This window comes from Rubrivirga sp. (assembly GCF_049648075.1).
Taxonomy (GTDB): Bacteria; Bacteroidota; Rhodothermia; order Rhodothermales; family Rubricoccaceae; genus Rubrivirga.
In genome coordinates this window covers 1-2140 of record NZ_JBARYR010000364.1, presented here as the reverse complement: position 1 = coordinate 2140, position 2140 = coordinate 1, and the positions used below count along the sequence as shown (strand labels likewise).

Annotated in this window: 4 protein-coding genes; all 4 read left to right on the top strand. The window is 68.6% G+C overall.

What is annotated here, in order from left to right; all coding sequences use genetic code 11:
* Positions 1–164 precede the first annotated feature (164 nt).
* Complete coding sequence (locus WBA11_RS10665) at positions 165–605, top strand: hypothetical protein (RefSeq protein ID WP_424520672.1); 441 nt, start codon at positions 165–167, stop codon at positions 603–605.
* 37 nt (positions 606–642) lie between these two features.
* Positions 643–1290, top strand: a complete 648-nt coding sequence (locus WBA11_RS10660; protein ID WP_424520671.1) for a hypothetical protein — start codon at positions 643–645, stop codon at positions 1288–1290.
* Positions 1291–1369: 79 nt separating this feature from the next.
* Entirely contained in the window at positions 1370–1789 is a 420-nt protein-coding gene (locus WBA11_RS10655) for a lipocalin family protein (RefSeq protein ID WP_424520670.1), read from the top strand.
* On the top strand, positions 1786–2140 hold a 355-nt coding region (locus WBA11_RS10650; protein WP_424520669.1), incomplete at its 3' end, for an SDR family NAD(P)-dependent oxidoreductase. The genes WBA11_RS10655 and WBA11_RS10650, both read left to right, overlap by 4 nt.

Here is a 2140-nt window from a genome sequence, read left to right as displayed (position 1 = left end):
GTACGGGGAGCCGTGCTCGTCGGTGCCGGTGTGGCGCCGCAAGGCCGTGCCGCCCTCGAGGCCGGCGGGCGCCGTGCGCGCGTCGAAGCCGGCGGGGCCTCCTCGATAGCCTTGCGGGTGGAGCACGGGCTCGATACGTTGGCCCAAGAGTCAACCCACGACCCATGCGTGCGCTCATTCTTTTAGGCCTCATTGCGACCGGTGTGGCGTCGGCCCAAGACGCCGACCGGCGTCCGCTCGACCCCGGCCTCGAGGGGACGTGGGAGATGGTCGCGTTCGACGTGCCCGGTGGTGGAATTCCGTTCGACACCCTGCTCCTGTCCATCGACGGGAACTGGGTGACGCAGACGTCGACCTACGAGCGGGACGGCCAGCGCCAAGAGCTCTCTTTCACCGTCGAGTGCTTCACGATGGACTCCCGTCCACGAGCGGGCACGCTCGCAGGGACGGCCATCGAGAACGTGATCAGTTGCCTTCCTTCAGAGGATGGCGTGGCAGGCTACGGGGGACTTGGACAACCGCACCTCGAGGGCGACGTGCTCACCCTGAGCATGCCGGATGCGGGCGCCGGACCGACTCGGGTGGTGCTCCACCGCATTCAATAAGGACCCCGGCCTCGAGGGCGGCGTCCAACCGCGACCTATGCCGACCTCGACGCTCCGTCTCGTCTGCCTGCTCGCCGTCGCCGTTCCCGTTTGGGCGCAGCCCGCGCTCGAGGGCGCTGATGTGGCCGGGACCTGGGAGCTGACCGGCTCCGCGAACGTGCCCATCGAGGACGCGCTCGTGTTCGCGCGGCTGACCATCACCGACGACGAGATCGACGCCGTCTACGTCTTCCTCGACCCCGACGACGGCGAGCTCAGCGGCCGGTTCGAGCGCGGCCGGTACGTCGTCTCCGACGGCCAACTCGTCGTCCGCGAGAACAACCAGACGTCCATCCTCGAGGCCGAGCGCGACGGGACGTTTCTGGAGGTCCGGAACCCCAGATCCGGCTCGGTCCTGTCGTTCCGAGAGGTGGATCCAAGGCTCGTCTTGGATCCGGGCCTGTTCGGGTCGTGGAGCGGCGTCCGTGACGGGGAGCCGTTCGCCGTCCGGTTTCGCCCCGACAGCCGCGCCGAGGTCCGCGAAGGCGACGACCTCGATGAAGGCGACTACCTCGTCGCGGGACCGTACCTCCTCCTGGGCGACGACCCGGCGCGGTACACGTTCGCACGCAGCGAGGACAACGTCCTTCGACTCGTTGTCGAGGCCGATGGTGAACGGACCGTCCTAGACCGCATCGGAGACTGACGATTTCACGAACGAAAGCCCTCGAGGCCGCACGAACGATGGGGCACATTCCGTTGACCTTCTGACCCGCCTTACCACTATGCGCGCGCTCGTTTTCGCCCTCCTCGTGTCCGCTCCCGTCCTCGCACAGGCCTCCATCGAGGTCGTGCCCGACTCCCTCGAGGCCGCACCGGCCGTCGATCTGGTCGATCCCCTCTTGGTGGGGACGTGGACGCTCGACCGCGTCGAGGACGGCGGCAGGATCGGTGAGATGGGGGCGGACGTAGAGGCGATGACGTGCGTGTTCGATGCCGACGGCACGGGGCACGTCACGATGACGCTGATGCAGGACCTGGAAACGATCGAGCGCGAGCAGACCTTTGACTTCGAGACCGCCTCGGGCCGCATCATCACCGACAGCGACGACCAGCCAGTCGTCTACCAGATCATGGAGGACGGGCGTCTCGAGCTTCGCCATCCCGGCGGGCTGGTCCTGCACATGGAGCGGTCGGCCGAGTGACGGTCGATCTGGGAGGGCGCGTCGCCTTGGTGACGGGAGCGAGTCGCGGGATCGGCCACGCCGTGGCGCGGCGGCTCGGTGAATCGGGCGCGCGTGTGGCGCTCCACTACGGACGGAACCAGGAGGCCGCCGAAGCCCTCGCCCTGGCCATCGGAAACGGCAGCCGCGCCTTCGGCGCCGACCTCGAGGTCGCAGGCGCCGGGCAGTCGCTGTGGAACGAGGTCGTCGCGCGGATGGGCCGCGTCGACGTCGTGATCGCGAACGCGGGCATCTTCGCCCGCGCACCCCTCGAGGGCGGCCTCGAAGACTGGCTGGCGTCGTGGTACCGGACGATGGCCGTCAACCTGCGGT

What these genes read in the sequence shown, in the direction of transcription:
- WBA11_RS10665 (WP_424520672.1), top strand. Translation starts at nt 165, where the DNA reads ATGCGTGCGCTCATTCTTTTAGGCCTCATTGCGACCGGTGTGGCGTCG.
- WBA11_RS10655 (WP_424520670.1), top strand. Translation starts at nt 1,370, where the DNA reads ATGCGCGCGCTCGTTTTCGCCCTCCTCGTGTCCGCTCCCGTCCTCGCA.
- WBA11_RS10660 (WP_424520671.1), top strand. Translation starts at nt 643, where the DNA reads ATGCCGACCTCGACGCTCCGTCTCGTCTGCCTGCTCGCCGTCGCCGTT.